16 protein-coding genes and 1 pseudogene are annotated in these 22,650 nt (G+C 63.6%); 1 reads left to right on the top strand and 16 read right to left on the bottom strand.

Going from position 1 to position 22,650, the window contains the following annotated elements; translation table 11 throughout:
- Positions 1-34 precede the first annotated feature (34 nt).
- The 15 genes and pseudogenes from L880_RS0127910 to L880_RS0127980 all read right to left on the bottom strand — a co-directional run bounded on the left by L880_RS0127910 (position 35) and on the right by L880_RS0127980 (position 19,357).
- Positions 35-4,810 carry a glutamate synthase-related protein gene (locus L880_RS0127910; RefSeq protein WP_027478389.1) on the bottom strand — a complete coding sequence of 1,592 codons (4,776 nt, stop codon included), beginning with the start codon at positions 4,808-4,810 and terminating at the stop codon, positions 35-37.
- Positions 4,811-5,010: 200 nt separating this feature from the next.
- A pseudogene (locus L880_RS33805) lies at positions 5,011-5,713 on the bottom strand (transposase).
- Between the two features lie 18 nt (positions 5,714-5,731).
- Positions 5,732-6,634, bottom strand: a complete 903-nt coding sequence (locus L880_RS0127920) for a class I SAM-dependent methyltransferase (RefSeq protein ID WP_157463083.1) — start codon at positions 6,632-6,634, stop codon at positions 5,732-5,734.
- Positions 6,631-7,203, bottom strand: a complete 573-nt coding sequence (locus L880_RS0127925; RefSeq protein WP_027478391.1) for a DUF1415 domain-containing protein — start codon at positions 7,201-7,203, stop codon at positions 6,631-6,633. The genes L880_RS0127920 and L880_RS0127925 overlap by 4 nt, the downstream gene beginning before the upstream one ends.
- A complete protein-coding gene (locus L880_RS0127930) occupies positions 7,200-7,847 on the bottom strand; it encodes a hypothetical protein (RefSeq protein WP_027478392.1) in 648 nt (215 codons plus the stop codon). The genes L880_RS0127925 and L880_RS0127930 overlap by 4 nt, the downstream gene beginning before the upstream one ends.
- A gap of 70 nt (positions 7,848-7,917) precedes the next feature.
- Positions 7,918-9,114 (bottom strand): MFS transporter, encoded by a 1,197-nt coding sequence (locus L880_RS0127935; RefSeq protein ID WP_027478393.1) that lies wholly within the window; start codon positions 9,112-9,114, stop codon positions 7,918-7,920.
- Positions 9,111-10,322, bottom strand: coding sequence for a deoxyguanosinetriphosphate triphosphohydrolase (locus L880_RS0127940; protein ID WP_051443637.1), 1,212 nt, complete (start codon positions 10,320-10,322; stop codon positions 9,111-9,113). Before L880_RS0127940 ends, L880_RS0127935 begins: the two co-directional genes overlap by 4 nt.
- A gap of 3 nt (positions 10,323-10,325) precedes the next feature.
- Positions 10,326-11,444: a 3-dehydroquinate synthase gene (gene aroB / locus L880_RS0127945; RefSeq protein ID WP_027478395.1), complete on the bottom strand. Its 1,119-nt coding sequence runs from the start codon at positions 11,442-11,444 to the stop codon at positions 10,326-10,328.
- A 122-nt stretch (positions 11,445-11,566) separates the two neighbouring features.
- Positions 11,567-12,106, bottom strand: a complete 540-nt coding sequence (locus L880_RS0127950; RefSeq protein WP_043330827.1) for a shikimate kinase — start codon at positions 12,104-12,106, stop codon at positions 11,567-11,569.
- 94 nt (positions 12,107-12,200) lie between these two features.
- Positions 12,201-14,309 (bottom strand): Ig-like domain-containing protein, encoded by a 2,109-nt coding sequence (locus L880_RS0127955; RefSeq protein WP_157463084.1) that lies wholly within the window; start codon positions 14,307-14,309, stop codon positions 12,201-12,203.
- 15 nt (positions 14,310-14,324) lie between these two features.
- Positions 14,325-16,472: a type IV pilus secretin PilQ gene (locus tag L880_RS0127960; protein ID WP_051443638.1), complete on the bottom strand. Its 2,148-nt coding sequence runs from the start codon at positions 16,470-16,472 to the stop codon at positions 14,325-14,327.
- Positions 16,469-17,014 carry a pilus assembly protein PilP gene (locus L880_RS0127965; RefSeq protein WP_027478399.1) on the bottom strand — a complete coding sequence of 182 codons (546 nt, stop codon included), beginning with the start codon at positions 17,012-17,014 and terminating at the stop codon, positions 16,469-16,471. Before L880_RS0127965 ends, L880_RS0127960 begins: the two co-directional genes overlap by 4 nt.
- Positions 17,011-17,673 (bottom strand): type IV pilus inner membrane component PilO, encoded by a 663-nt coding sequence (locus L880_RS0127970; RefSeq protein WP_027478400.1) that lies wholly within the window; start codon positions 17,671-17,673, stop codon positions 17,011-17,013. Before L880_RS0127970 ends, L880_RS0127965 begins: the two co-directional genes overlap by 4 nt.
- Before the next feature lie 8 nt (positions 17,674-17,681).
- Positions 17,682-18,281 (bottom strand): PilN domain-containing protein, encoded by a 600-nt coding sequence (locus tag L880_RS0127975; protein ID WP_027478401.1) that lies wholly within the window; start codon positions 18,279-18,281, stop codon positions 17,682-17,684.
- Complete coding sequence (locus tag L880_RS0127980) at positions 18,278-19,357, bottom strand: pilus assembly protein PilM (RefSeq protein WP_027478402.1); 1,080 nt, start codon at positions 19,355-19,357, stop codon at positions 18,278-18,280. The genes L880_RS0127975 and L880_RS0127980 overlap by 4 nt, the downstream gene beginning before the upstream one ends.
- 241 nt (positions 19,358-19,598) lie before the next feature.
- On the opposite strand from L880_RS0127980, the gene L880_RS0127985 reads away from it, so the two are divergent.
- Positions 19,599-22,007, top strand: coding sequence for a penicillin-binding protein 1A (locus tag L880_RS0127985; RefSeq protein ID WP_425389212.1), 2,409 nt, complete (start codon positions 19,599-19,601; stop codon positions 22,005-22,007).
- A gap of 303 nt (positions 22,008-22,310) precedes the next feature.
- Here L880_RS0127985 and cyaY read toward each other — a convergent pair whose 3' ends face one another.
- The gene (gene cyaY, locus L880_RS0127990) at positions 22,311-22,643 is read right to left on the bottom strand and encodes an iron donor protein CyaY (RefSeq protein ID WP_027478404.1); all 333 of its coding nucleotides are present in this window, start codon (positions 22,641-22,643) and stop codon (positions 22,311-22,313) included.
- Positions 22,644-22,650: the final 7 nt, after the last annotated feature.

Here is a 22,650-nt window from a genome sequence, read left to right on the forward strand (position 1 = left end):
ATGTCTGAGTCCTTGATTCGTTTGGTCGGTCGGATTACTTGGCTGCGGCGGCTTCTTTGGCCGAAGCCTTGGCCTTACCGGTGGCGGCAACCGCCTGCTTCTTGGCGTTGATCTCGCCCAGGGCGCGCTTGTATTCGGTCGGGAACACCTTCACGAACTTGGCGCGTGCTTCAGCCCAGTTGTCCAGCAGTTCGCGGGCGCGCTTGCTGCCGGTCCAACGGTGGTGGTCTTCCAGCAGCTTCTTGAGCTGGGCTTCGTCGGTCTGGTCGCGGTGCCAGATGGCGCGGTCGATGCTGGCCTCTTGCTCGGCCGCCGGCAACACCTTCTCGAGGGTCACCATGGCGGTGTTGCAACGGCTGGCAAAGCTGGCGTCGTCGTCATAGACGTAGGCGATGCCGCCGCTCATGCCGGCGGCAAAGTTGCGGCCGGTCTTGCCCAGCACGGCCACGGTGCCGCCGGTCATGTATTCGCAACCGTGGTCACCGGTGCCTTCAACCACCGCCGTGGCGCCCGACAGACGCACGGCAAAGCGCTCGCCGCCCACACCACTGAAGAAGGCCTCACCGCTGGTGGCACCGTACATGACGGTGTTGCCGACGATGATGTTGCGCGACGATTCACCGCGGAAGTCGATGCTGGGTCGCACCACCACGCGGCCACCCGACAAGCCCTTGCCGGTGTAGTCGTTGGCGTCACCGATCAGGTACATGGTGATGCCGCGGGCCAGGAAGGCGCCGAAGGACTGACCACCCGTGCCTTCGAGCTGGATGCGGATGGTGTCGTCCGGCAGACCCTCGGGGTGCACCTTGGTCAGGGCCCCCGACAGCATGGCGCCGACCGAGCGGTTCACGTTGCGGGCCACTTCGATGAACTGGACCTTCTCGCCCTTGTCGATGGCGGCGCGCGACTTGGCGATCAGCACGTTGTCGAGCGCCTTGTCCAGGCCGTGGTCCTGGTTTTCGATGTGGAAGCGCGACACTTCCGGACCCACCTGGGGCACGGCGAACAGGCGGCTGAAATCCAGACCCTGGGCCTTCCAGTGCTCGATGCCCTTCTTCATGTCGAGCAGATCGACACGGCCGACCATGTCGTCAAACTTGCGGATGCCCAGCTGGGCCATGATCTGACGCACTTCCTCGGCGATGAAGAAGAAGTAGTTCACCACGTGCTCGGGCTTGCCCGAGAACTTGGCACGCAGCACCGGGTCTTGCGTGGCCACGCCCACCGGGCAGGTGTTCAGGTGGCACTTGCGCATCATGATGCAGCCCTCGACCACCAGCGGTGCGGTGGCGAAGCCGAACTCGTCGGCGCCCAGCAGTGCGCCGATGGCGACGTCACGGCCGGTCTTCATCTGGCCGTCGGCCTGCACGCGGATGCGGCTGCGCAGGCGGTTCAGCACCAGGGTCTGCTGGGTTTCGGCCAGGCCGATTTCCCACGGGCCGCCGGCGTGCTTGATCGACGACCAGGGCGAGGCACCGGTGCCGCCGTCATGGCCGGCGATCACCACGTGGTCGCTCTTGCACTTGGCCACGCCTGCGGCGATGGTGCCCACACCCACTTCGGACACCAGCTTGACGCTGATGCTGGAGTGCGGCGCCACGTTCTTCAGGTCGTGGATCAGCTGGGCCAAATCTTCGATCGAGTAGATGTCGTGGTGCGGCGGGGGCGAGATCAGGCCCACACCGGGCACCGAGTAACGCAGCTTGCCGATGTACTCGGACACCTTGCCACCGGGCAGCTGACCGCCTTCACCGGGCTTGGCACCCTGGGCCATCTTGATCTGGATCTGGTCGGCCGACGACAGGTATTCGGCGGTGACACCGAAGCGGCCCGAGGCCACCTGCTTGATCTTGGAGCGCAGCGAGTCGCCCGGCTGCAGCGGCAGATCGACCTCGACCTGCGATTCGCCGATCACGCTCTTGAGCGTGGCGCCCTGGGCAATCGGGATGCCCTTGAGTTCCTGGCGGTAGCGGGCCGGGTCCTCACCGCCTTCACCGGTGTTGCTCTTGCCGCCGATGCGGTTCATGGCCACGGCCAGGGTGGCGTGGGCTTCGGTGGAGATCGAACCCAGCGACATGGCGCCGGTGGCGAAGCGCTTGACGATTTCCTTGGCCGGCTCGACCTCTTCCAGCGGAATGGCCTTGCTCGGATCGACCTTGAACTCGAACAGGCCGCGCAGGGTCATGTGGCGACGCGACTGGTCGTTGATGAGCTGGGCGTATTCCTTGTAGGTGTTCCAGTTGTTGGCGCGGGTGCTGTGCTGCAGCTTGGCAATCGCGTCAGGGGTCCACATGTGCTCTTCACCACGGGCACGCCAGGCGTACTCGCCGCCGGCGTCCAGCATGGTGGCCAGCACGGGGTCGTCACCGAAGGCGGCCTTGTGCATGCGGATGGCTTCTTCGGCGATTTCGAACACGCCGATGCCTTCGACGCGGGTGGCCGTGCCGGTGAAGTACTTGTTGATGGTCTCGCTGTTCAGGCCGATGGCCTCGAACAACTGGGCACCGCAGTAGCTCATGTACGTGCTCACGCCCATCTTGGACATGATCTTGGACAGGCCCTTGCCGATCGCCTTGATGTAGTTGTAGATCGCCTTGTCGGCCGACAGGTCGCCCGGCAGATCCTTGTGGATGGCCTGCAGGGTTTCCATGGCCAGGTAGGGGTGCACGGCTTCGGCGCCGTAGCCCGCGAGCACGGCGAAGTGGTGCACTTCGCGGGCGGTGCCGGTCTCCACCACCAGGCCGGCGGTGGTGCGCAGGCCCTCGCGCACCAGGTGCTGGTGGATGGCCGACAGGGCCAGCAGCGCGGGGATGGCCACCTGGGTGGCGCTGATGGCGCGGTCGCTGATGATCAGGATGTTGTGGCCGCTCTTGATGGCGTCCACCGCTTCGGCGCACAGCGAGGCCAGCTTGGCTTCCACGCCTTCACGGCCCCACACCACGGGGTAGGTGATGTCGAGGGTGTAGCTGCGGAACTTGCCCTGGGTGGTCTTCTCGATGCTGCGCAGCTTGGCCATGTCGGCAAAGTCGAGCACCGGCTGGCTCACTTCAAGGCGCATCGGCGGGTTGACCTGGTTGATGTCCAGCAGGTTGGGCTTGGGGCCGATGAAGGACACCAGCGACATCACGATGGCTTCGCGGATCGGGTCGATCGGCGGGTTGGTCACCTGCGCGAACAACTGCTTGAAGTAGTTGTACAGCGGCTTGTTCTTGCTCGACAGCACGGCCAGCGGGCTGTCATTGCCCATCGAGCCGATGCCCTCTTCGCCATTGGTGGCCATCGGGCTCATCAGGAACTTGATGTCTTCCTGGGTGGTGCCGAAGGCTTGCTGGCGGTCCAGCAGGTCGGCGCTGAAGGTTTCAACGCCGGCGGCCTGAGGCTCGGTCGATTCGGCAGAGCCCTGGGTGGCGGATTCGCCCGCCACCGGCGCGGCCACGTCGTCGAGGCGGATGCGCAGGTTCTCGATCCACTGCTTGTAGGGCTTGCTGTTGGCCAGACCGGCCTTGAGCTCTTCGTCGTCGATCATGCGGCCTTGTTCCAGATCGATCAGGAACATCTTGCCGGGCTGCAGACGCCACTTGCGCACGATCTTGTTCTCGGGCACGGGCAGCACGCCCGACTCGGAACCCATGATCACGAAGTCGTCATCGGTGATGCAGTAGCGCGAGGGGCGCAGGCCGTTGCGGTCCAGGGTGGCGCCGATCTGGCGTCCATCGGTGAACACGATGGAGGCCGGGCCGTCCCAGGGCTCGAGCATGGCAGCGTGGTACTCATAGAAGGCCTTGCGGCGCTCGTCCATGGTGGTGTGCTGCTCCCAGGGCTCGGGGATCATCATCATCACGGCCTGGCTGATCGGGTAGCCCGACATGGTCAGCAGTTCCAGGCAGTTGTCGAAGGTGGCGGTGTCGGACTGGCTGGCAAAGCTGATGGGGTACAGCTTTTGCAGGTCGGCGCCCAGCACCGGCGAGGACATCACGCCTTCGCGGGCCTTCATCCAGTTGTAGTTGCCCTTGACGGTGTTGATTTCACCGTTGTGCGCCACATAGCGGTACGGGTGGGCCAGCGGCCACTCGGGGAAGGTGTTGGTGGAGAAGCGTTGGTGCACCAGGCCCAGGGCCGAGACGCAGCGCTCGTCCTGCAGGTCCATGTAGTAGGTGCCCACCTGGTCGGCCAGCAGCAGGCCCTTGTAGACCACGGTGCGGCTGGACATGCTGGGAACGTAGTATTCCTTGCTGTGCTTGAGACCCAGGGCCTGGATGTTGGCGCTGGCGGTCTTGCGGATCACGTACAGCTTGCGCTCCAGGGCGTCCTGCACGATCACGTCGTTGCCGCGGCCGATGAAGACCTGGCGCAGCACGGGTTCTTTTTCGCGCACGGCGGGCGACATCGGCATGTCGCGGTTCACCGGCACATCGCGCCAGCCCAGCAACACCTGACCTTCGGCCTTGATGGCGCGCTCCATCTCCTGCTCGCAGGCCAGGCGGGAAGCGTGTTCCTTGGGCAGGAAGATCATGCCCACGCCGTATTCACCGGGCGGCGGCAGGGCCACGCCTTGCTTGGCCATTTCTTCGCGGTACAGGGCGTCTGGCAGCTGGATCAGGATGCCGGCGCCGTCGCCCATCAGCTTGTCGGCCCCCACGGCACCCCGGTGGTCGAGGTTCTCGAGGATTTTCAGACCCTGCTGAACGATGGCGTGGCTCTTGACGCCTTTGATATGGGCCACGAAACCGACGCCACAAGCGTCATGCTCGTTGGTCGCCGAATAGAGACCGTGTTGTTGGAGATGCTGAATCTCTGCAGCCTTCGTCATGGCATGTCCTGATCTGGGGGGCCAGTCGCTGGGCCTGCCTGCAAAGGCAGGGCCGGCGCGACCCGGGTTACACGATATTTCGCGGGGAAGCGAAGGATAGTGCAGTGCAATAAAAATGCCAAGAAAATTAAATTGGGGTCAGATACCAATTTAAAAATCAGACATTTCCCAATCAATTAATTGGGGACAGATTGAATACGTCAGGGCGCCGTCTTGCGCGGCCCCGGCGGGCGCCCTGCCGGCACCCGGGTCAGGCGACGCTCCGCCTGGGGCTGCAGCTTCTGAACAAAGGCCGCATCACCCAACACCCAACCATGCTGGGTGGCCTGGCCCAAAGCCTGCAGATCGGCTGCTGAAACCCCTTCAGCCACCTTGCCGGCATAGGCCGCCTCACGCGCAAAAGGTGTGTTGCCCAGTTGCCAGTAGACAGGATGGGCCACCAGGCGGCGATCGGCCTGGCGCCCAATGTGGTGCTGGTGGCTGGACCAGTCGTAGGCCTGGGGCTCGGCGACCAGGCCTTCGCGCACCGGCATGGTGTCCATGCTCACCATGCAGGGGATCAGGTAGCGCTCGGGTTGCAGCACGGTGGAACGGTAGCGCCCTTCCCACAGCGTGCCGCTGCGCCCATGGCGCAGGTTGAACTGGCGGGTGTATTTGCGCCCCACCGCCTGCATGAAGCGCGACAGGCTGTCGGCGGCGGCCGGGGTCAGCAGCAACTGCACGCCCTGCGGCAACAGCACCCAGGCATGCAGCGCCACCCCGCACTCGGGGGGCATAGGTGTTGAGCGCCTCCAGCCACTCACGTCGGTCCACGTCGTCGACAAACACCGCCTGGCCATTGTTGCCACGCAGCAGCACATGGTGCGGCAGGCCCGGGATGGACAGGCGAGGCAGGCGGGCCATGAGGGGGGCTCGCGCCGCTCAGGCGGGCAAGGGGTAACGGCTGGCCTGCAGGGCCTCCAGGCCGAACTCGGCCAGCAAGGCCTGCAGACGCTCGGCCGCGCTGCGCTTCTTCTGGCCGGTGTAGCGGGCCAGGATCAGCTCGTTCTTCATGCTGTGCTCCCAGCCCACCAGTTCAGTGACAGTGACCTGGTAGCCACAGGCCTCCAGGTACAGACAGCGCAACACATTGGTGATCTGGCTGCCCATTTCACGGGTGTGCAACGGGTGCCGCCACAGCTCGGCCAGTGGGGTGCGCGACAGGGACAAGGCCTTGCTCTCGCGCAGGCAACTGGCCACCTCGGCCTGGCAACAGGGCACCAGCACCATGAAGCGGGCCTTTTTCTGCAGCCCGAAGGCGATGGCGTCGTCGGTGGCCGTGTCGCAGGCATGCAAGGCGGTGACCACATCGATCTGCTCGGGCAGGCGCTGGTCGGTGGTGGCCTCGGCCACAGTGGTGTTGACGAAGGCCATGCGATCAAAACCCAGGCGCTGCGCCAGGTCCTGCGAGCGCTGCACCAGCTCGGCCCGGGTTTCCACCCCATAGATGTGCCCGCGCCCCAGCGCTTTGAAGTACAGGTCGTAGATGATGAAGCCCAGGTAGGACTTGCCGGCGCCGTGGTCCGCCAGCGTGGGGCCTTGCTCGGACGCGGGCAGCTCTTGCAGTAGCTTCTCGATGAACTGGAACAGGTGGTAGACCTGCTTGAGCTTGCGGCGCGAGTCCTGGTTCAGTCGCCCCTCACGGGTGAGGATGTGGAGCTCCTTGAGCAGCTCGATCGACTGCCCGGGCTTGAGCTCGGCCGCCAGCGCGGCATCGGCGTCCACCACCGGCTTGCCCCCCTTTTTCGGGCGGGAGGCGTTGGCGTTCGGGGGTTTTTGGGTCATGGGGTTTCCGGGCTGGCGCCCACATTCAGGGCGGCCCAGCCGTCGTGGCCGAGTTTTTCCAGGGTTTCAATGTTGCGTTCGTAAATCATTTCCGCCTCGGGGAAGACGGCCACCGCGCGGTCAATGCTGGCTTCACGCAACAGGTGCAAGGTGGGGTACGGCCCGCGGTTGGTGCAGTTGCTGATGTCGTCCGCCTGGGTGCCGGCAAACTGGAACAGCGGGTGGAAGCTGGCCACCTGCAGGATGCCATCAAGCTCCAGCGACTCCAGCACCTCGTCGGCCAGGGCACAAAAGTCGTTGAAATCGAGAAAATCGGCCAGTGCATTGGGCATGACCAGCAAGGTGGTGTCGCGCAGCTCGGGGTCGGCGTCGGCCAGGGCCTGCAGCTCGGTGGCCACCGTGGCCAGCAAGGCCTGCGCATCGGTGCTGAAGTCGACCACGTAGTGCACCTGGTTCTTCACATGCACCGATTTGGCAAACGGGCACAGGTTCAGGCCGATGACGGCCCGCTCCAGCCAGCGCCGGGTATCAGCCACCACCTGTTCACGGCGGGTTTCAAGGGAATTCATAAAAAGGCTCCGGCCTGGCCGACGATGAGGCGGGCCAGTTCGTCCAGCAGGACGCTGTTGATGCGTTGCACCGGGTGGCGCACCTGCGCCACCTCGAAGCCACGCAGGTTGGCGGCGCGGAAATGGACCTCGCCCGCCTCATGATCGGCCGTGGCGCGCACGCTGCCAAAGGCCTGGGTCTGGTAATCGAAACGCAGTGCCAGCAGGCTGCTCTTCTCGGGGTGGCGCACTTCGTGCCGCTCATGCCGGATCTGGCCCAGCGAGAGCCGGTGGGTGACCCGCTCCAGATCGGGTGGAAAGTTGACGCTGACCGAGGTGGCCAGGGGCTTGCCCTCGCGCGGGTTGATGATCCAGCCCAGGGACACGTGGTCGTACACCTCGCGGTTCATCCAGAACTTCTTGCGCGCATCGGAGCGGAAATCCATCAGGCACATCTCGGGCCAGGCCTGACGGTTGTCCAGCGACAGCGTGGGGCCCGGCGGCACGATCACATTGAGCTGCCGCGCCAATTCATTGAAGTAGCGCCAGATGGTCTCGCAGGCCTGCTCGGTTTGCGCGATGCGGCCGGCCAGATCCTGCTGCTGGGTGCTGCGCTGGCTTTGCAGGGCGTTGGCCTGGGATTTGAGTTGGTCGAGAAAACTCACCGTTTCACCGTGATAGGGCAGAGCCGACCATTTTAGGGTGCCGGCCCGCATGCAGGCGGCAATCCCGACTTCAGCGGCGCGGCCGCAAGCGACCCAGGCCCTGGGCCAGCGCGATACCGGCCAGCGAGCACAGGCCGGTGATCACCCAGGTCCACTGCCAGCCGCCCACCCGGGCCGCCAGCAGCCCGACCAGCGGGGGCGACAAAAACTGCCCCAGCGAGGAGCACTGCTGCATCCAGCCGACGGTGGTGGAGATCGTGTCGTCGTCGGGGGCATGGCGCACGGCCTGCGCAAACAAAGTGCCCGGGATGATGCCGCCGACCATCGAGAAGCACAGCACAGCCCCCATGCGCGCCGCCAAGCCCAGAGGCCAGACATCCTGGAACGCCAGCCAGGCCCCCAAGGCCATCACCGCGTAACCGAAGCTGAGCAGGCACGCCGGCGCCACGCCCCGGGCCTGCAGAGGCCCCGAGGCCAGGTTGCCCAGCATGTTGACCGCGGCCAGACCCGCCGTGACCCAAGCCACCGCCGACGGCGACCAACCCGCCTGATGCACGATGGAGGGCAGAAAACCGATCACGGCCAGCCATTGCCCCGAATACACCGCAAAAGCCCCCGCCACCAGCCAGGGCCCGGCACTGGTCCAGGTGCGGCGCAGGCGCGCGGCCAGTGCGGGCCATTTCAGGCCGGCACCCGCCAAGGGGTCTCGCGGGACCACAGCGAGCACCCACCCGGCCATGGCGCCGGTACAGGCTGCCGCCAGCCACCACCAGGCGGCCCAGCCCAGCGCCGGAATCAGCGCCGGCCCGAGCAACAAGGCCATGGCCGTGGCCCAGGGCATGTACGTCCCCCACACCCCCAACATCAAAGGCATGCGAGCCGGCTGCACCAGGCGCCGCACCAGAGCGGCGGCAGGCATGGTGGCCATCAGAAAACCAAAGCCCTCCAGCGCCCGCAAAGCCAGCAAGGCCTCGAAACCCGGGCCCAAAGGTCCCAGGGCGCTGGCCAGCGTGAGCACCAGCAGACCGGTCAGCATGCAGCGGCGCAGGCCCCATCCATCGGCAAACACCCCCATCACGGCGCCCAGCAGCATGCCCGCCCCCTGCACGGTGGACAGCAGCCAGCCCGCCTGGGCCAAGGACAGGCCCAGCGATTCGCGCAAGGTGGGCAAGGCCGGGGCCAGCTTGGCGACGTGCAGCGCCGCCGCCACGCCGGCCAGAATCACCACCCCAGCAGGCCCGGGCAGCCAAGACCGTGGCGCACTCATGAAAGCAGACGCTGGCCGGTCAGGCGTTCGTGCTCACGCAAGGCAAATCGGTCCGTCATGCCGGCGATGAAGTCGGCCACGGCCCGCGGCACGTCGGGGCGGCGGGCAAAGCGCTCGCGCATCTCGGCCGGGCGGGCCAGGTAGATGTCGAAGAGCTCGCGCACCACCTGCCGGGCCCGGCCCGTGGTCTCCATCACACTGGGGTGGCGGTACAGGTTCTTGAACAGAAACTGCTTGAGCTGGGTGGATTCGGCCCGCATGGCCGGTGTGAAGCACAGCAAGGGTGGCAGGTGCCGGACCGCATCGACGCTGGCCGGTGCGCTGTGGGCCAGGGCCGCACGGGTGGCGTCGATCACGTCATACACCTGCTGGCTCAGCATGCGCCGGATGGCCTCGTACAGCAGACGCCGCCCCGCCCCGGGCTCGGCCAGGGCCGGGAACTCGTCCAGCGTCTGCTGGCGGAAGCGCTCGAACAGCGGCACCGCCTGCAATTGATCGAGGGTGATCAGGCCCGAGCGCACGCCATCGTCGATGTCATGGGCGTTGTAGGCGATCTCGTCGGCCAGGTTGCACAACTGGGCTTCCAGGCTGGGCTGGGTGCGCTCCAGAAAGCGGTGCCCCACCCCTCCGGGCTCGCGCTGCTCGAGCTTGCGCGCATTGGCGGCCGAGCAATGCTTGAGAATGCCCTCACGGGTTTCGAAGCTGAGGTTCAGGCCGTTGTAGCGCGGGTAACGCTCTTCCAGCTCATCGACCACGCGCAGGCTCTGTAGGTTGTGCTCGAAGCCGGCCTCGGAATCCGGCCCGCCCTGGGCCCGCACGCACTCATCGAGCGCATCCTGCCCGGCGTGACCGAAGGGGGTGTGACCCAGGTCATGGGCCAGGGCGATCGCCTCCACCAGGTCTTCGTTCAGGCCCAGAGAACGCGCCACCGAACGCCCCAACTGGGCCACCTCCAGTGAGTGCGTCATGCGGGTGCGGAACAGGTCACCTTCGTGATTCAGAAACACCTGGGTCTTATAGACCAGGCGGCGAAAGGCGGTGGAGTGGACGATGCGGTCCCGGTCGCGCTGGAACTCAGAACGCGTCGGCGCCGGCACCTCGGGGTGCAGGCGCCCCCGGCTCTGGCTGGGGTGACAGGCAAACGGTGCCAGATAGGGTGCCAGGGCCTGATCCCCAGGCGCTGGCAGGCTCAGGGGCAGGGCCGACATGGCTCAGGCCACCGCGCAGCTGGCGTCGATCACTTCGCGCACCAGGGCGTCGGGGGCACCGCGCACCGTGGCCTGGCCTGGGCCGTCGATCAGCACGAACTTGATCTCTCCAGCCTCGGCCTTCTTGTCGACCCGCATCAGGGCCAGGTAACGCCCGGCGTTGTCGGCCACGTCCAGCACCGGCGCCACCACGGGCAGGCCGGCGGCGGCAATCAAGGTGGTCAGGCGGGCCACCCAGGCCGCATCCACCAGGCCCAGGCGTTGCGACAGGCGCGCCGCCATGACCATGCCGCAACCCACGGCCTCGCCGTGCAGCCATTCGCCATAACCCAGCCCCGCCTCGATCGCATGGCCAAAGGTGTGGCCGAAGTTGAGGATGGCGCGCAGGCCCGATTCGCGCTCGTCCACGCCCACCACATGGGCCTTGATCTCGCAGCTGCGGCGCACGGCATGGGCCAGCAGATCCACCTCGCGGCGGCGCAGGCCCGCCATGTGGGCCTCGATCCAGTCCAGGAAGGCGGTGTCGGCAATCGGGCCGTACTTGATGATCTCAGCCAGGCCGGCGCTGAGCTCACGCTCAGGCAATGTGGCCAGGGTGCCCAGGTCACAGATCACGCGCTGGGGCTGGTAGAACGCGCCGATCATGTTCTTGCCCAGGGGGTGGTTGATGGCGGTCTTTCCGCCCACGGATGAATCGACCTGCGCCAGCAAGGTGGTCGGCACCTGCACAAAGGGCACGCCGCGCATGTAGGCCGCTGCAGCAAAACCGGTCATGTCGCCCACCACGCCGCCGCCCAGTGCGTAGACCACCGTCTTGCGGTCGCAACCGTGGCCCAACAGGGCGTCGAAGACCAGGTTCAGGGTTTCCCAGGTCTTGAAGGCCTCACCATCGGGCAGCACCACCTCGTGCAGCTGGGCATGGCGCCCGGCCAAGGCCTGCTTCAGCTGGGCCAGGTACAGCGGCGCCACCGTGGTGTTGGTGACGATCAGGGCCGAGGTGCTGGCCGGCAGGCCTTCATAGGCATCCGCCTGGCCCAGCAGGCCGGAGCCGATCAGGATGTCGTAGCTGCGATCGCCCAGCTCAATCGAAATACGGGCGGCAGGTGCGGGCTGAGACGTCATCGGAATCCATCCAGGAAAAGTCGGTGAGAAGGCGATCAAAAAGGCCGAGAAACAGAGGCGGTCGGACGGCAACAAGCACGTTGAGCCCCCGCGCAGGCGGATGAACCATCCGCCATCCAGCCTCAGAGTTTAGGCGCTGCGGCGGAAACCCCAGGGGATGCGAGGTCGAGCTGCATCGAAATCATGTTGACCAAGGCGGCCACGCTGGGTCGCCCGGTCTCCACCACAAAGCCGGCCGCTTCGCGGTAAAGCGGGTCGCGCTCGGCATACAGCTCTTTGAGCTTGCGCAGCGGATCGGCCACCTGCAGCAGGGGGCGGGTGGTATCGTGGCGCAGGCGGCGGTAGATGTCTTCGGGGCTGGCGCGCAGGTAGATCACACAAGGCGCGGCACGCAGCAGCTCACGGTTGGCCGGGCGCAGCACGATGCCGCCCCCCGTCGAGACCACCCCATGCTCATTGGACAGGCACTCAGCCAGGGCCTGCTGCTCGCGCTCGCGAAAGGCCGCTTCGCCCTGGGCTTCGAAATACTCGCGGATCGAACACCCCAGCCGCGCCTCCAGCAAATGATCGGTGTCGAAAAAGGACACCCCCAGCCGCCGCGCCAGTTGGCGCCCGACAGTTGATTTGCCGGAGCCCGGCATGCCGATCAGGACACAAAGCATGAGTTTCGAAGTTGGCCCGGGCCCGCACCAGCGCAAGCCGCAAAAATGAAAACGCCTGGCAACCGAGGTTGCCAGGCGGTTGGATGCGCTGAGTTTAGACGGTTGGGAAACTCACACTGGTAACCACACCAGCTGGCGTCGTCACCGTCACCTTCAAAGAGCAGCCTGTTGCACCTGAAGTGGGAAGGGTCAAAGCAAAGGTGTAGGTCACCGTGAGATCTATGGCATAGATGGTGTCCAGCGTCTTCGCCAAAGAAAGAGACACGCCTGGTACCTTGGTAACAGTGTCAGGACAGGTCAATGCCGCACTCAATGCGCTACCAGAAGGCATCGCATTGCCTTTGTCATCCGAAACACGGATCACCATCTTGCTCGCGTCGCCGTACGTCGACGTCGATCCGCTGGTATTTGTCGCCGTCAGTTTCGCAACGTTGCCTGCCCAGTTCATGGCCACCCCCAAACGCACCCGAGTGGAGCTGCTCCAGACCCCATCACATGTATTGGCAATCTGGTAAGGCATCGGCGTTAAATTTGTCACAGCACAGGCCGACGTGCCAGTCATACCCCCAGCAATGGGTTGATCGGTTGCTGAGTTGTAAACGTAGTCTGATGGCTTCACACCAGAAACGATCGTCTTGGGCAGGAATGCCTGGCCCATGTCATAGAAAGCTTCGCCGCTGTCGTATTGGTTGTTGCCGTTGGCGTCCACAAAGTCCTCTTCGCCATCGAGATAGGCCAACACGGTGAAAAAGCCGTTGTCTGGCCTGGAGGCCCCCGACGTCCAAACAGCGGAACACTGTGATGCATTATTGACGATGGCGATCGTGCAGGTGCCTTGTACCTGACCATGCGAGGCAATCAGGTTCACGGTAGTACCTGCAGGGATCGGGTTACCCATGCGATCAGACAGTAGCACGGTCAAGGTCGCCTGGACACCTTGAATGATGGACGTACCACCTGCAGACGCTTCCACGCTCAAGACAGACGACGCAATCGAAGAACGCAACTGCGTTGGTCGACCATTGGTCACCGCCAACCCATAGGACGATGCCGAGATCAGGCTGTTCGACGCCAGGGTTGCAGTGACCAGAATGGGTGTTGGCAAAGTCCCAGACACCACACTGATGCTGACCTGCCCACCTTGGTCGGTGACCAGGGTTTGCGCACTGTTGGTGCTGATCCCGTTCACCAGGAAGGTGACACCCGCACTTATGGATTGCGCATTCAAGCTCAGCAGCAGAGATTGACCCGAAATACCGACACCCTGGCTGTTGCTCAGCTGGAAGGTCGCCGTCAGAAGCTTGTTGCCATTGCTGGCATTGCTCACCACGATGATGCCCGGGGTCGGGTTGGCCGTGGTGGCAGTCTGGGGAACAAAAGCCAAGGACGCGGCCACACTGGCCGACGCAACCTGGTAAGACACAGCCGACGAGGTGTAAGAGGTGCCATTGACAACCCCCGCCACCTGCACGCTGCCCGCGCCAGTCTTGGTTAGTGGCACGATCTGCACGGTGGCCACGCCGTTCGAGTCGGTCAGGGCGCTGGCGGGTGAAATAGTGGCCAGCGTGGAGTCGGTGGTGAACGTCACCACCAGATTGGAAATCGGGGCGCTGGTGGCATCGAGCACCGTGACCTTAGCCCTGTAGCTGCTGCCGGTGACAAAGGTGCGCGGCGTCGAAAGCGCCACGCCGGACGAGTCCGTCAGCGTCAAAGACAGCGTGGGTATGCCGGTCGCAGCCGACGGTGTGACCTGGTAGGTCGCCGCGGTTCCCGTGATGGTGCTTGCAGTCGTGGCGCCAGAGGCGGTGTAGGACATCGAGGCCCCTACCGAGCCCGCACCCGCCACCGACAAAGGCGTCATCTTGACACTGGCGACGCCGGTCGCATCCGTCAAGGCCGAGGTGGCCGCCAAGGTCACCAGGGTCGCATCGGTGCTGAAAGTGATCACCTGGTTGGCAATCGGCTTGCCCGAGGCATCCAGTGCCGTGGCCTGCGCAAAGTAGTACTGTCCAGCTTTGATGGTGTGCGGCGTGGCCAGCGCCACGCCAGACGAATCCGTGAGTGTGACCACCAAGGTGGCCGTGGTGGTCGAACCCGACGAACCACTGCTGGACGTGCCAGCACTGCCTCCGCCGCCGCCGCAAGCGGCCAGCAAGGACGCTGCCAGCAGCACAAAAAGATATTTCAAATATTTCACAAACATACCTCCATCCCCAAATCAACGGTTTGTCGCACGATCAGACACCATCTTCGGGGTGATGAACACCAGCATTTCCTGCTTATTGACGGACTTGGATTTGGTCTTGAACAGATTCCCCATCACCGGGATGTCTCCCAGCACCGGCACCTTGGCCTCACTGTCCGATTCGGTCAGTTCAAAAATGCCGCCAATGACCACCGTGCCGCCATTCTCAACCAGCACCTGGGTCTTGATGTGCTTGGTGTTGATGGCAATGCCTTGCGCCGTGGTCTCGCCCTTGCTGTCCTTGTTGATGTCGAGCTCGAGAATGATGTTGCCTTCGGGCGTGATCTGTGGGGTCACTTCCAGCTTGAGGTTGGCCTTGCGGAAGGCCACCGAGGTGGCGCCGCTGGAGGTCGCCTGTTGGTACGGGAATTCCGTCCCCTGCTCGATCAAAGCCTTGGTCTGATCGGCCGTGATCACGCGCGGGCTGGACACCACCTTGCCCTTGCCATCGGCCTCCAGGGCAGAGATTTCCAGGTTCAGGAACCGATTGGCCGCCGAGTTGAAGATCGACAGGGCAAAGGACGAAGCGCTGTAACCCCCCTGGCCGGCAGCTGGCAGGTTGACAAAGCTGGTATTGGTCGTGGTCATGACGTTCGAGCTTTCCGTGGTGGTGGACGACACCGCGTCGTACGACCCCCCAATGGCTACCCGATTGCCATTGCCGATCGAATAACCGGCATCGCCACCTCGCACGCCGCGCAAGTCGCTGCCACCCAAGCGCACGCCCAGAGAGCGGCCAAAGGTGTCGGACGCCTCAACGATGCGCGCTTCAATCAGCACCTGCCGCACCGGGATGTCCAGCTTGGACAACAGCTCCTGCACTTCATTGAGCTTCTTGGCAGTGTCGGTCACAAACAGTTGGTTGGTGCGCGGCTCAGCAATGACACTCCCGCGCTCGGACAGGAAACGGGTCACGCCGCCAACGGCGCCAGCCCCCACGGCCGTACCTCGCAACTGCACCACCATGTCGGCGGCGCGCGCGTAATTGAGCTGGAAAGACTGGGTGCGAAGTGGTTCCAGTCGCTCGATGGCCTGCAGCGCTTCCAGATCCTTCTTGGTGCGGGCATCGAGTTCATCCCGCGGCGCAATCCACAGCACATTGCCGGCCTTGCGCATGCCCAGCCCCTTGGAGTCCATGATGATCTGCAGCGCCTGATCCCATGGCACGTCCTTGAGACGCAAGGTCAGATTGCCCGACACGGTGTCGGAGGTGACGATGTTGAAGTTGGTGAAGTCGGCAATCACCTGCAGCAAGGAGCGGACATCGATGCTCTGGAAGTTGAGCGACAGTTTTTCGCCCGAGTAGACGGGCCCTTGCAGCAACTTGCTGGTGTCCACCTTCTTGAGACGCACCTCGACCACAAACTGGTCGTCGCTCTGATAAGCCGAATGCTCCCAATCGCCCTTGGGTTCGATCAGCACGCGCACGCGGTCGCCCACCTGGGTAGAGGTGATCAACTGCACTGGCGTGCCAAAGTCTGAAACGTCGATGCGCCGACGCAGGCCCTCGGGCAGTGAGGACTTCTGGAACTCAACCACCAGACCCTGGCCTTGAACCTTGAGGTCCACGCCTGTCTGGTTGTTGGGCAGACTCACCACCACGCGACCGGCACTGTCGGTGCCGCGGCGGAAGTCGATGTCTTTGAGTGGCAGCACGTCGTCATTGCGCGATTCGGCAAAGGCCGAAGAGACCGCGGCACTGGTGGTCGCATTGGCCACCACAGGCTCAAAGGTCACCAGCACCGACTTGCCCACCACCTGAGTGCTGTAGGCCTGATAGCGCTTCAGATTCAAGACCATGCGGGTGCGATCCGAGGCCTGGATCACGTTGACGGATTTGACGTTGCCCTGGGTGAACTCGACCACATTCTTCTGCAATGCACTCCCGACCACCGGCAGGTCGAGCGCGACACGGGCCGGCGACTGGATGCCAAACCCGTTCAGACGGAAATTCACGGTTTCAGAAAAATCAAACCGGACCACTTCCGCCCCTGAATGGGAAGAGACCGATATCGCCTTCAGGGTCTGAGTCTCCTGGGCCCTCACACCACCGACCGAGGCCACCAGGCCCAGAGAGAAAATCAGCCGAAGCGCCAACTTTATAAATTGATTCATTTTCATTTCCCCCGCTCCTGCAATTGCAGAGAGGCCGGTCGCTCGATCCAGTCACCCGAGGAGTCTTGAACCACCTCGCGCAGTTGAACTTCGGTCTCGGTGATTTTCATGATTCGGCCAAAATTCTGCCCCAGATAATTGCCGACCTTGACTTGGTATAGAAGATTGTCGATGCGCAGCAGTGCCACGGGCACGCCCCCTTTTTGCATGCTGCCCACCATGGCCATGGAATCCAGCGGCATCGCCTCCAACGGCTCCTTGCGCCTGGCCATTTCCGGCGCAATGATGGCCATATTGCCCGGCGAGGCTGAGTCACGCTTCAGTGCCTGGGTCAGTTTCTGGACATTGAACGGGTCCATGGCGTCCGCTCCCAGGTACTCCTGGGGAATGAATTTCTTCGGCTCGGAAATCGGCGTCACCTTGGGCCGGCTCTGGGCTCTTTGTTCTGCCATCCAGGTGCTGATTTCAGACTCGTTGGAGCCGCAGGCCGTCAAACCGACGGCCGCCAACATCAGCATGGGCCAGAGAGGTTGCAGGGAGCGGTTCATTTGCCCCCCTTGGCCTGGCGCTGGCTGGCCACTTCGTCCGGGTCCAGGTACCGGAACGTCCGGGCTGTGGCATCCATCACCAGGGCACCGTCCCTGCCAGGACTCAGTGTGAGGTTGTTCAGGGTGACGATGCGGGACAGGTGGGCCACATCCGACGCAAAGAAACCGATGTCATGGTATTTGCCCGTGACACGGATCGCGATCGGCAACTCGGCGTAGTACTCCTTCACCGCCATCTGGCCCGGGCGGAACAATTCGAACTGCAGGCTGCGCCCCAGCCCTGCCTGGTTGATATCCGACAACAAGGCCGACATCTCAGCCTTGCCGGGCAATTGCTTTTCCAATTGATTCACATACTGGAGAACCTGCTCCCGTTGCTTCTTCAGGGCATCCAGATTCACCGCCTTGGTCAGCTTGGCGCTGAAATCGGTTTTCAGTTTCTCCTCAGTCAAAACCTCTTGTTCAAGCTCAGCCTGGAAATCGGTCAACCACGCAAACCAGGCCACCACCACCACTGCGGCAGCCGCCAAAACAAAGGTCAGGTAACGCGGAAAGGCAGGCCAGGCCGAAGGGTCTTTGGGATCGAGGTCGGAAAACTGCGATTTGGCCTGCTCAAACAGTGCAGGAAAATCGATTGAGAGCTTGGTGTTGATCGCCATGGTGAGACTCACTTCTTTGCCGCCGCTTCCGCGGCCTTCTCAACATCAGAGGCACGCAGCAACTGGAATCTCATACCGAAATTGGCCACCCGGCGTTGGTCCCGAGGGCTCAGATTCACGGTCCCGGCCTGGATTTCCAGCAATTCAGGGCGAGCAAACCAAGTCGACCCCGAAGAGAAGTTTTTCAGCACTTCCGAGACCCGCTGATTGGATTGGGCCACCCCCTGAATCAGAATCGTCTGACCCTCCTGCCGCATGCTCGTCACATAAACCCCGTCAGGCAATTGTTTGACCAACTCATTCATGAGGTAGGTTTGGGCGTTGCGATCAGACTGCAGATCTTCCACGGCCTTCTGGCGCGCTTTCAAAGAGGCGATCTCGGCTTCAATATTCGAGATTTCCTTGATCTGAACCTCGAGGCCCTTGATCTCGGCCTTCAAGGTTTCGTTGCGCTCTCGCTGGTCGGTCAGGCTGGACTGGTAGACCAGATACACCATCGCCACGACCAAGGCCCCCAGCAACATCGAACCCACCAAGGCCACTTTGAAGGCCTCTTTGCGCTTGAGGCGAGCCTCTTCGCGGTGGGGCAGCAGGTTGATCAGGATCATGTCAAGAACCTCCGCATGGCCAGGCCGCATGCGGTGAGGTAGGCTGGAGCCTCACGCGCCATCTTCTTCAGGCGCACGGAATCCTGGATCTGCATGCCCTCGAAGGGATTGACCAGGCTGCAGGCGAAGGAGGTCTGCTGCGTCACAGCCTCTGCCAGGCCTGGCAGGGCCGCAGAACCACCCGCCAGCAGGATGTGATCCACGCGGTTGAAGGGGGTGCTGGTGAAGAAGAACTGGAGCGCACGACCGATTTCCTGCGCCACGCTCTCCACAAAGGGCCGCAGCACCGAGGACGCGTAATCGTCTGGCAATTCACCGGAGCGCTTTTTGGACTCCGCCTCTTCAGGCGAGAAACCGTACTGGCGCACGATCAACTGGGTCAGTTGCGCACCACCAAAAGCCTGATCGCGCTCGTACAGGACCTCGCTGTCCTTGAGCACCTGCAGGCTGGTGGTCATCGAACCGACCTCGAACAAAGCCACCATAAGGCCAGCGCCATGTCCAGGCAATTGCTCAATCAGACGGCCAGCCGCGAGGCGTGAAGCGAAGGACTCAACATCCAGCACGACCGGCTTGAGTCCGGCGGCTTCCGCCAGACCCTGGCGATCCTGCACCTTCTCCTTGCGCGATGCGGCAATCAAGACGTCGACATCGCCCTGCGAACTGAGGCTGGGGCCAATGACACAGAAATCGAGGCTGACCTCGTCAAGCGAAAACGGAATGTATTGATTGGCTTCGGATTCGACCTGAACTTCCAGTTCCTGGTCTGAGAGACCGCCCGGCAGGACGATGCGCTTGGTGATCACCGCCGAGGCGGGCAAGGCCATGGCCACATTCTTGGTGCGACTGCCGCAACGTTTGACCAGACGTTTCACGGCATCCGCCACCTCATCGAACTTTTCGATGTTGCCGTCGATGATCCAGCCCTTCTCCAGCGGCTCCATCATGCAGCGTTCGAGAACGTACTCTCCGGACTTTTCACGACCCAACTCGACCAGTTTGACGCTGGACGAACTGATGTCAATGCCGAGCAGGGGCGCCACCTGCCGGCCAAACAATGATCCTAAAGAGATCAAGATGGTCCCCCGTTACACGCCCGGACGGACGTTTCGACTTCATACTTTGCATGAATGCTAGCAGCAAGGGTGTTGTCGGACCAAGGAATTCCACCCGAGTGCGTTCACCTCTCGTTGTCAAAAGCAGACGATTTGTGACTATTTTGCAATAAGTTACACAGACCGCCGAACTGGCGCACCAGAGCATCGACCCCCACGGAAGCCCGATTTCTATAATCCGCAATTCACTTCGCATTCGACCATGGCACGCTCCACCCCCCAGAACCCTCAGGAGTCCCCTCGCTCCGGCTCGCCAGGGAGAACTCATTGGGCGGTCCGCGTGCTGCTGTGGCTGGCCGGGCTGGCGCTGGCTGGGGTGCTGAGCGTGCTGATGCTGGTGGCGGTGGCCCTGGCGGTGGCCTACCCCAACCTGCCCGACATCTCCGACCTGTCAGACTACCAGCCCAAGCTCCCCTTGCGGGTCTATTCGGCGGACGGTGCCCTGTTGGGCGAGTTCGGCGAAGAGCGTCGCAACCTGACGCCCATCAAAGACATCCCCAAAATCATGAAAGACGCCGTGCTGGCGGTCGAGGACGCACGCTTCTATCAGCACGGCGGGGTGGACTACATCGGCATGTTCCGCGCCGGTCTGGCCAACCTGGGCCGGGTCAAAAGCCAGGGGGCCTCGACCATCACGATGCAGGTGGCGCGCAATGTCTACCTGTCCTCCGAGAAGACCTTCACCCGCAAGATCTACGAAATCCTGCTCACCTTCAAGCTTGAGCACATGCTGAGCAAGGATCAGATCCTCGAGATCTACATGAACCAGATCTTCCTGGGCAACCGCGCCTACGGCTTCTCGGCTGCAGCCGACACCTATTTCGGCAAGCCCTTGAAAGACATCACGGTGGCCGAGGCCGCGATGCTGGCCGGCCTGCCCAAGGCCCCCTCGGCCTACAACCCGATCAGCAACCCCAAACGGGCCCGCATCCGGCAGCAATACATCATCGACCGGATGGAAGAGAACGGCTTCATCACCAAAGCCCAGGCCGACGACGCCCGCAACGAGGCCTTGCGCATCAAGTTCGGCCCCGACAGCTCGCGCATCCACGCCGAGTACGTGGCCGAAACCGTGCGCCAGCTGGTGCTCACGCAATACGGAGCCGAGGCCTACACGCGGGGCCTGAACGTCTACACCTCGATCAATGCAGCCGACCAGGACACGGCCTACCGCGCGCTGCGCAAGGGCATCATGGACTACGAGCGGCGTCAGGTGTACCGGGGCCCCGAGCGCTTCATCAACCTGCCCGGCAACCCCAAAGAGCTGGACGAGGCCATCGACGACGCCTTCTCCGACCACCCTGACAACGGCGATGTGATGGCCGCCGTGGTGTTGGATGCCAACCCCAAGAAAATCACCGCGGTACGCCCCAACGGCGACAGTGTCGAAATCACCGGTGATGGCTTGAAACCCGCGCAATCGGGCCTGTCTGACAAAGCCCCTCCCAACATCCGGCTGCGCCGAGGCGCTGTGATCCGTGTGGTGAAGACGCCCAAGGACACCTGGGAGATCACCCAGTTGCCCGAGGTGGAAGGCGCTTTTGTGGCCGTGGACCCGCGCAGCGGGGCCATCAAGGCCCTGGTCGGCGGCTTCGATTTCGACAAGAACAAGTTCAACCATGTGACCCAGGCCTGGCGCCAGCCAGGCTCGAGCTTCAAGCCCTTCATCTATTCGGCCGCGCTCGAAAAGGGTTTTGGACCGGCCACCGTGGTGAACGACGCGCCGCTGTTCTTTGATGCCGGCACCACCGGCGGCCAGCCCTGGGAACCGAAGAACTACGACGGCACCTTCGAAGGCCCGATGACCCTGCGCCGGGGTCTGGCCAAGTCCAAGAACATGATTTCGATCCGGGTGTTGCAATCGATCGGCGCGCGCTACGCCCAGGACTGGATCACCCACTTCGGCTTTGAAGCCGAAAAGCACCCGCCCTACCTGACCATGGCGCTGGGCGCGGGCTCGGTCACGCCGATGCAGATGGTGATGGCGTACTCGGTGTTCGCCAACGGGGGCTACCGGGTCAACCCCTGGGTGATCGATCACATCACCGACCAGAAGGGCAAGCTGCTGGTGCAGAGCAAGACGCCCGCGCTGGACGAAAACCCGCGCGCCATCTCCCCGCGCAATGCCTTCATGATGGACAGCCTGCTGCAAGAAGTAGCCCGCTCGGGCACGGCGGCCAAGGCCCAGGCCACCCTGAAGCGCCCCGACATCTACGGCAAGACCGGCACCACCAACGACTCGATGGACGCCTGGTTTGCCGGCTTTCAACCCACGCTGGCGGCGGTGACCTGGATCGGCTACGACACCCCGCGCAAGCTGGGGGATCGAGAAACCGGGGGCGGCCTGAGCCTGCCGGTGTGGATCACCTTCATGGAACGCGCGCTCAAGGGCGTGCCGGTCAGCGAGCCCAGCGCCCCTGAAGGCGTGGTCAACGTGGGGGGTGAATGGTATTTTGAAGAGTTCGCCCGCGGCAACAGCGTGAGCAGCCTGGGCCTGGACGACAAGGGCGGCAGCGCCGGGGTGGCACCGCCTGCGGCAGCCACCGGGGGCGCCCACCCACCGGCACCGGCAGACGAGCGCTCGCGCATCCTTGATCTGTTCAGGAACTAAGGCCCTCACGGTCGCGCACTTCGTGTCACTCCCTGCCCCCCAGGGGGGCCCAGCCCGCCTTCGGGCGGCCGGGCGGCGGGCTGACCGCTTCGTTGCAGGTCTGTGGCATCAAGAAGGGGGCCTGATGGCCCCCTCACTTCGTGTCTTTGACTGGTGCGGCCGCGGACGCAGACGCTCTTTGCCCTGTCCAGCTCTGCGCAGGCAGGCCTGGAGCCGCTGGGCTCAGCCCCCAAGGGAGCCCAGGCCGCCTTGGGGCGGCGCGGTGGCGGGCTGATCTGAAGGCGGAACCCTGCAGCGCCGGCCTCAGGGTGCGGGGAACGCCAGGTTCTGCCCGGTCTGGGCCGTGGCGTCCAGGCTCAGTTGCTCAAAGAATGAGCCCGTGCCCTTGGTGTCTCGCCACACCCCATCCACCCAACGGTAGTGATAGCCGCCGCTGCGCGTGGCCAGCCAGACCTCATGCAAGGGCTTTTGCAGGTTGATCACGATCTGGCTGCGGTTGGGAAAGGCCAGCGTGATCATGCCGCCGCTGCGCTGGGCGTCGATATCGGCATCGGTGCTGTCGTTGAGGGCATCGCAACGGAGTTCCACCGCCTTGAGCAGGGTTTCGGCACGGTCCATGAATTCAAGGTCGGTCATTACAATT

Source organism: Curvibacter gracilis ATCC BAA-807, assembly GCF_000518645.1.
GTDB classification, from domain to species: Bacteria; Pseudomonadota; Gammaproteobacteria; order Burkholderiales; family Burkholderiaceae_C; genus Curvibacter; species Curvibacter gracilis.

Excerpts from the sequence above, each read along its gene's own strand:
- L880_RS0127940 (WP_051443637.1), bottom strand. The coding sequence starts at position 10,322 with ATGTCGGCCCTGCCCCTGAGCCTGCCAGCGCCTGGGGATCAGGCCCTG.
- L880_RS0127920 (WP_157463083.1), bottom strand. The coding sequence starts at position 6,634 with ATGACCCAAAAACCCCCGAACGCCAACGCCTCCCGCCCGAAAAAGGGG.
- L880_RS0127935 (WP_027478393.1), bottom strand. The coding sequence starts at position 9,114 with ATGAGTGCGCCACGGTCTTGGCTGCCCGGGCCTGCTGGGGTGGTGATT.
- cyaY (WP_027478404.1), bottom strand. The coding sequence starts at position 22,643 with ATGACCGACCTTGAATTCATGGACCGTGCCGAAACCCTGCTCAAGGCG.
- L880_RS0127960 (WP_051443638.1), bottom strand. The coding sequence starts at position 16,472 with ATGAAAATGAATCAATTTATAAAGTTGGCGCTTCGGCTGATTTTCTCT.
- L880_RS0127965 (WP_027478399.1), bottom strand. The coding sequence starts at position 17,014 with ATGAACCGCTCCCTGCAACCTCTCTGGCCCATGCTGATGTTGGCGGCC.
- L880_RS0127975 (WP_027478401.1), bottom strand. The coding sequence starts at position 18,281 with ATGATCCTGATCAACCTGCTGCCCCACCGCGAAGAGGCTCGCCTCAAG.
- L880_RS0127970 (WP_027478400.1), bottom strand. The coding sequence starts at position 17,673 with ATGGCGATCAACACCAAGCTCTCAATCGATTTTCCTGCACTGTTTGAG.
- L880_RS0127955 (WP_157463084.1), bottom strand. The coding sequence starts at position 14,309 with ATGTTTGTGAAATATTTGAAATATCTTTTTGTGCTGCTGGCAGCGTCC.
- L880_RS0127925 (WP_027478391.1), bottom strand. The coding sequence starts at position 7,203 with ATGAATTCCCTTGAAACCCGCCGTGAACAGGTGGTGGCTGATACCCGG.
- L880_RS0127985 (WP_425389212.1), top strand. The coding sequence starts at position 19,599 with ATGGCACGCTCCACCCCCCAGAACCCTCAGGAGTCCCCTCGCTCCGGC.
- aroB (WP_027478395.1), bottom strand. The coding sequence starts at position 11,444 with ATGACGTCTCAGCCCGCACCTGCCGCCCGTATTTCGATTGAGCTGGGC.
- L880_RS0127910 (WP_027478389.1), bottom strand. The coding sequence starts at position 4,810 with ATGACGAAGGCTGCAGAGATTCAGCATCTCCAACAACACGGTCTCTAT.
- L880_RS0127950 (WP_043330827.1), bottom strand. The coding sequence starts at position 12,106 with ATGCTTTGTGTCCTGATCGGCATGCCGGGCTCCGGCAAATCAACTGTC.